This is a genomic window from Syntrophomonas sp. UBA5494, from assembly GCF_002426325.1.
Window position 1 is genome coordinate 7956 of sequence record NZ_DIPG01000120.1, and the last position, 6174, is coordinate 14129.

General features: G+C 47.6%; 4 protein-coding genes. 2 read left to right on the plus strand and 2 right to left on the minus strand.

What is annotated here, in order from left to right; translation table 11 throughout:
* The coding region (locus tag B3W37_RS13175; RefSeq protein WP_483176101.1) for a glycosyltransferase family 2 protein at window positions 1-1424 on the minus strand (1424 nt) is incomplete at its 3' end.
* A gap of 577 nt (window positions 1425-2001) precedes the next feature.
* Between B3W37_RS13175 and B3W37_RS13180 the strand changes: the two genes are divergently transcribed.
* Complete coding sequence (locus tag B3W37_RS13180) at window positions 2002-3345, plus strand: S-layer homology domain-containing protein (RefSeq protein WP_483176102.1); 1344 nt, start codon at window positions 2002-2004, stop codon at window positions 3343-3345.
* Window positions 3346-3479: 134 nt separating this feature from the next.
* Here the strand turns inward: B3W37_RS13180 and B3W37_RS13185 are convergent, their stop codons facing one another.
* A complete protein-coding gene (locus B3W37_RS13185) occupies window positions 3480-3806 on the minus strand; it encodes a hypothetical protein (RefSeq protein ID WP_483169404.1) in 327 nt (108 codons plus the stop codon).
* Window positions 3807-4056: 250 nt separating this feature from the next.
* Here B3W37_RS13185 and typA point away from each other — a divergent pair, with 250 nt between their 5' ends.
* Window positions 4057-5886, plus strand: coding sequence for a translational GTPase TypA (gene typA, locus B3W37_RS13190; RefSeq protein ID WP_483176105.1), 1830 nt, complete (start codon window positions 4057-4059; stop codon window positions 5884-5886).
* Window positions 5887-6174: the final 288 nt, after the last annotated feature.

Here is a 6174-nt window from a genome sequence, read left to right on the forward strand (position 1 = left end):
ACCGCTTTTTCCAGGTCGAGGCTATCTTTGACCGGAACATAATGTTTGCCCGGCTTATTGCGGCGTTTGGATGAGCTGCGCCGCGGCCGCGCCTCGCGTTGGGAAAGATCTACCACATCATCGCTTTCCTCGGTAACCGCTACTTCCATAGGCGCCTGGTTGACCGGCGATTCTATGCTGCTGATGGAGATGCCGCGCATATGTTTGGTATGAGCCCATTCCGTCTGGTTACTATGTTTTAACAAGCCCCAGATAGTAACCGGGAACCAGGTGAATCCATAGATGGGATATGTCAGGTAATAGAAATAAGCCTTGCGCGGCGCGCCTTCCAGGATCAATCCCAACATCGGATAGCAGTAGCCGAGAATTCCGAAGCTCCACCAGAACCAATTAGGGGCCATGGCAGTGATCGGCGACGCGTAGATAGGCTGCGGAGATATCCAATGGGCGCCTCCCAGAATGATGTTAAACAACATAATGGTGATGGCAATCGGTTGAAAAAGGTAAATAGCGCCGTCTATGGGATACCATTTTTTCTCGCGGATGCCCTTTTTCAACAAAGGGATCATATAACGGAAGGCTACATCCCAGTGGCCTTGCAGCCAGCGGGTACGCTGCCGCCAGGTCTGGGAAAAATAGACCGGTTTTTCGTCATATACATGAGCGTCATGGGCCCACGAAGTCTTTATCCCGTGGAGCAGGAGCTTCATGGTGAATTCCAGGTCTTCGGTAAGACAGGTCGCTCCCCAGCCAAACTCTTTCAGAAGGTTGTACTCCAAACAGACGCCGGTTCCGCCCATAGCATTGGAAAGACCACGGTTGTAGCGGGCCAGCTGCCACATGCGGTTCATCGACCAGTAGGCAGTTGCGTAACAGGCGGTGACCCAGGAGTCGTTGGGGTTTTTAGTGTCAAGGTAGCCTTGAATGGACCGATAACCCTTCTTAAGCTTGGAGTTCATTTCCAATAAAAAGTTTGAAGAAACCACATTATCGGCATCGAACAAGCAAATCGCATCGTATGTACGTTCGTTTTCCATTTCAAACAGCTGGTTAAACATCCACTCCAGAGCGTACCCCTTGCCGCGTTGATTGGAGAAGCGTTCATATACCCTGGCGCCTTCCTGGCGGGCGATGGCCGCGGTGTTATCGGTGCAGTTGTCGGCTATAACGTAGATATCAAAGAGATCCTTGGGATAATTAATCTGCTTGAGACTTTCCAGGTGATACTTAATAACCGCCTCTTCATTATGAGCTGCGGTGATCAGGGCGAACTTTTTAACGGGCACATAGTCTTTTTCCTCTGGATGCTTGCGCCACCCAGCGATAGAAACATAGTAATAATAAAATAATACCAACAAAACTACTGCTTCAGTTACGGCTACCAGCGCCGTTAGCAAATAAAACAGCCAGCTTTCAAAAAACAAAGCGTAAGACTCCTCCCTATATGTCATTCACAGTTTGTCTCTTAAGGTAGCATTTTATAGATGCCAATCCATAGAATGCTCAAAAACAACAAATAAAAGCCGACCTACTCCCTCCAACCTACCAGAAAAGTTTTCCGGTTACAACATATTTTAGTATAACAAAGACTAAAATATCTTCTCCAAGAAGGTAAAAAAACCCTCTTTATCCTGGTCAAACAACAAAAATATCTTTGGGGTTGATACCCCCGCCGCCGCTAAATGAATCCCTGGAAACCTCGTCCCTACCGTATTGTTATTATATAAACAGATTAATTATACCAGAGGCGGTCTTGATGTCAATCTACTTGTACCTGGTACGGCATTCTCCTATGTAGAAACTGTATCACTAGTATTCCTGCTTTTGTCAAGACGTACTCTTTGAAGGCGGATTTACTTTCAGTTGAGTCTCAAAATTGTAACACAATCTTTATAGGTATGCCCCTTTTCGAGTATAAACATTAGTTATTTTGCTGCCATGCAAGGTTTTGATGCCCGGGGCGTATAAGTAGGCAAATCGATAATAACGGAGGGGGATTACATGTCCAAGAAGATTCTGACTGTAATGCTCGGTATATTATTTGTCCTGACCAGTTCCTCAGCGGCGTCAGCCCGGCTGCAACCCGGGGACTTCACAGACATCCAGGAACATTGGGGTAAAACCGCCATCAATGAGGCGCTTGCCCAGGGATGGATGCAGGGCATGGGGGCCAACAGCCAAGGATATCACATATTTGCCCCCCAGGGAACGGTTACCAGAGCCCAGGCTGCCGCTGTCCTGGTGAGGATGTTTGACCTTGACTATGGCGACAAACAATTCTTCAAACAACCGCTGGCCAGTGATTATTACCAGGATGTTGACAATCAGTCCTGGTATGCTGAGGCAGTTGCACTATGTGCCGTAAATAGCATTTTCGAAGACAGCCCGCACTTTTATCCCCAGCGGGATATAACCCGGCTGGAGATGGCCAAGGCCATTCAAAACTGCTTTACAGCCAAAAAAATCAGTGTTCCCATGATCATGATGCTGCCCGTCTATGACGATATGGACAGTATCCCTCCAGTTGATGTCAATGCCGTGGCCTTCGTAACCAACACTGATATTATGAAAGGGGATAATGGGTATTTTCGGCCTCAAGATACCATGACAAGGGCTGAACTGGCCCAGGTGCTTGTCAACTGTTCTAAGGTCATAAAACTCCAGCTCCCAGACGGAAACCTCTCCGGAAATGATCAGGAAGCCGGTAAAACGGTAAGCATAAATACCAGGACCATCCAAAATCAATCCGAGAACATGAAAACCAGTTTGATGGTTCCTGCCATCAGCGGTTTGGCGGATCAGGAAGTGGAGTCAGCCCTTAACGATCGCTGGCTGGGTGAGGCCCAGGAATTTGCCGAAGGGTTGGCAGCCGGCTTAGAGGCATACGTTGAAGACCGGGAAAACGCAGGTGCTCCGGTTTTCCCCTATGAAGTAATGACCAGCTATCAGGTTATGACTTTGGAGGATAGCTTCTTAAGCATGTATATAGACTATTACCAGTACACTGGCGGGGCGCATGGGATGACCGAACGCATCGCCTATAACATCGACCTTACAACCGGCGCGGACATTGCCCTGGCCGATCTGTTTACAACTGATTATGAGTACAAAGAAGCCATCGACCAGTTCATTCAAAAAGAGATCACGAATCGTCCAGGCGACTTTTTCCCCAGCGGTGACATGGGTTTCAACGGTATTTCCGATGAGCAGCCCTTCTACCTCACCGACTCCAAACTGGTGATTTATTTCAGTCTTTATGAAATCGCCCCTTATGCGGCCGGATTTCCTGAATTCGAAATTCCCCTGAGTTATCTGAATGGGGGGTTAAAGGCACCCTTCATATAACTGCATAGCCAGCCGGGTCCCGCTCTCCAAATCCCCGGCTGGCATTTATTTTTTTATTATTTCGCTGACATCTTATTCTTCACTTCGGCCACAGGCAAACCAACATTATCTCAAAAAATTGAGTTATAAGCGGCTCAGTCTTTAAGCCGATAATCATAGCCGCCGCTATTTACCAGATAGCCATCCTCGCACAGGCGGTCACAGATCTTGACAATAGTGAGGTAGTTCTGGAAATTAAGCTCTTCCTGTACCTCACAGAGACTGCAGTGGTTTTTTCGCATCGAATCCAGGACTGCGTGTTTATGATCTTCTATATATTTATTAATAAATTCTTCACCCTTGGGAGTCACACAGCAGAAACTGATCATATAGCCTTCATTTTTGAGTTCCTCGGTTTCCCGTCCATAGACCTCAAAAGCCAGAGACAAGGTAATAAAACGATCCTCATTTTCTTTTGTCACCCAACTCGACCCCCTCATCCTTTATAATTACATAAATTAACTATTCAGCGCAGATATTCCTGCTTAAACAGAATAAGGCGGGAGGACGGTTCATGGCGCGCCAGCGGGGACGGTTTATTTTCTGAAACCACAGCAATTTTGTGTTTGCTGGCTTAGCAGGATTCTCTGTGATATAATAGGACGTCGTGCAGTTTAGACGTAGTTTTCAGGTGCCAGGGAATTTAACCTGGAGTAATAGTATGAGAGGTCGATTAAAGTGCAGCCTAATTCCTTGCGAAATATCGCCATAATCGCTCATGTAGATCATGGCAAAACCACCCTGGTGGACAAATTATTGAGATACAGCGGCTATTTCCGCAGCAATCAGACGTTGGTAGAAAGGGTCATGGACAGCAACGATCTGGAGCGGGAACGCGGCATTACCATATTATCAAAGAATACCAGTATTATTTATGGCGACACCCGCATTAATATTGTGGATACACCCGGCCATGCCGATTTCGGCGGCGAGGTGGAACGAATCGTCAGAATGGTGGATGGGGTTTTGCTGCTGGTAGACGCTTTTGAAGGTTCGATGCCGCAGACTCGTTTCGTACTGCGGAAAGCTCTGGAGGCCGGGCTAAAACCCGTAGTGGTAGTCAACAAAATCGATCGCCCCGGGGCCAGGCCTCTCCAAGTAGTTGATTCAATACTGGATCTATTCATAGATCTGGGAGCCGATGAAGACCAGCTTGACTTTCCGGTGGTCTATACCTCGGCCAAAGAGGGTTATGCCAAGCTCGGCCTTGAAGACGACGCGGCAGACATGAAGCCCTTACTGGATGTGATCATTGCGCAAATCCCGGCGCCGCAAGGTGATTCGGAAGCTTCCCTGCAAATGATGATATCTTCCATAGATTACGATAATTATGTAGGCCGTATAGGGGTGGGCAAGATCAGCCGGGGGGTGTTGCATAAAGGCCAGGAGGCTATTCTCTGCAATCCTGACGGCAAGACAAAACGGGTCAAGATAAATACCTTATACACCTTTGAAGGCCTGAAAAAAATCGAAACCCTTGAGGCTGTGACGGGTGAAATCGTGGCTGTTTCCGGTATAGAGGACATAACCATTGGGGACACCCTCTGTGCGAGCGACAGTATTGACCCGGTTCCTTTTGTGGCTATTGATGAGCCTACCATCTCCATGAATTTTGTAATCAACAACAGCCCCATGGCCGGCCTGGAGGGAAACTATATTACCAGCCGCCATGTCAGGGATCGCCTCAATCGAGAATTACTGTCCAATGTCTCTTTAAGAGTAGAGGAGATCAGCCCGGATTGTTTTAAAGTATCAGGCCGCGGTGAACTGCATCTGTCTATCTTAATAGAATCGATGCGCCGGGAAGGCTATGAATTTGCGGTTACCCGCCCCGAGGTTATCCTTAAAACCATTCACGGCGTGATTCACGAACCTGTAGAGCAGGTCTTTATTGAGGTTCCGGATGAATATGTCGGAACCGTGATAGAAGGCCTGGGCAGGCGCAAAGGGGAGTTGCTGACTATGAACAATGGAACCGGCAGCACTTCCAAATTGGAATTCTTGATTCCCTCCCGTGGTCTGATCGGCTACCGTTCAGAATTTTTGACTGATACCAAGGGTAATGGCATCATGAACCATTGTTTTGAAGCCTATCAGCCTTTTAAGGGGGATATCGCCACCCGCAACCGGGGTTCGCTGGTGGCCTCGGAGAGCGGCGTCACCGTAGCCTACGGCCTTTTCAACGCTCAGGAACGCGGCACGCTATTCGTAGATGCCGGGGTGAGCGTTTACGCCGGTATGATAGTAGGCGAGAATGCGCGCAGCCAGGATATTACCGTTAATGTGTGCAAGAAAAAGCAGCTTACCAATACCCGTGCCTCAGGTAGTGACGAAACCTTGCGTTTGATCCCGCCCTTAAATATGACCCTGGAAAAATGCCTGGAATTCATAAATAATGATGAATTACTGGAAGTCACCCCACAATCGCTGCGTTTGCGAAAGATGATCCTAGATAAAACCGAACGGGAGCGCTCCGCCAAGAAAAAGGAGCAGGCCAGCTGATATCTCCGGGTATCATGAGATGCCTGACAGCGGGAATCATTTTATTGAATTTCCGCTGTTTTTTATTTCTGTAATATTCTGTGAGCCCTCATCAAGCTTTGCAAAAACATGGTAAAATAACGTATACCACTCGTATAAAGTGATCGGGGGAGGGTCATCGTGCTGAATAACGACCAACATGATGATGTAGTTAAATATATACAAAAAATTGAAGAATTAGAGAAACTTTTAGAAAAGGAACGCAGACTACACCTTCAAGCAGATCAGCAGTTGGAAGAATTATTTGAT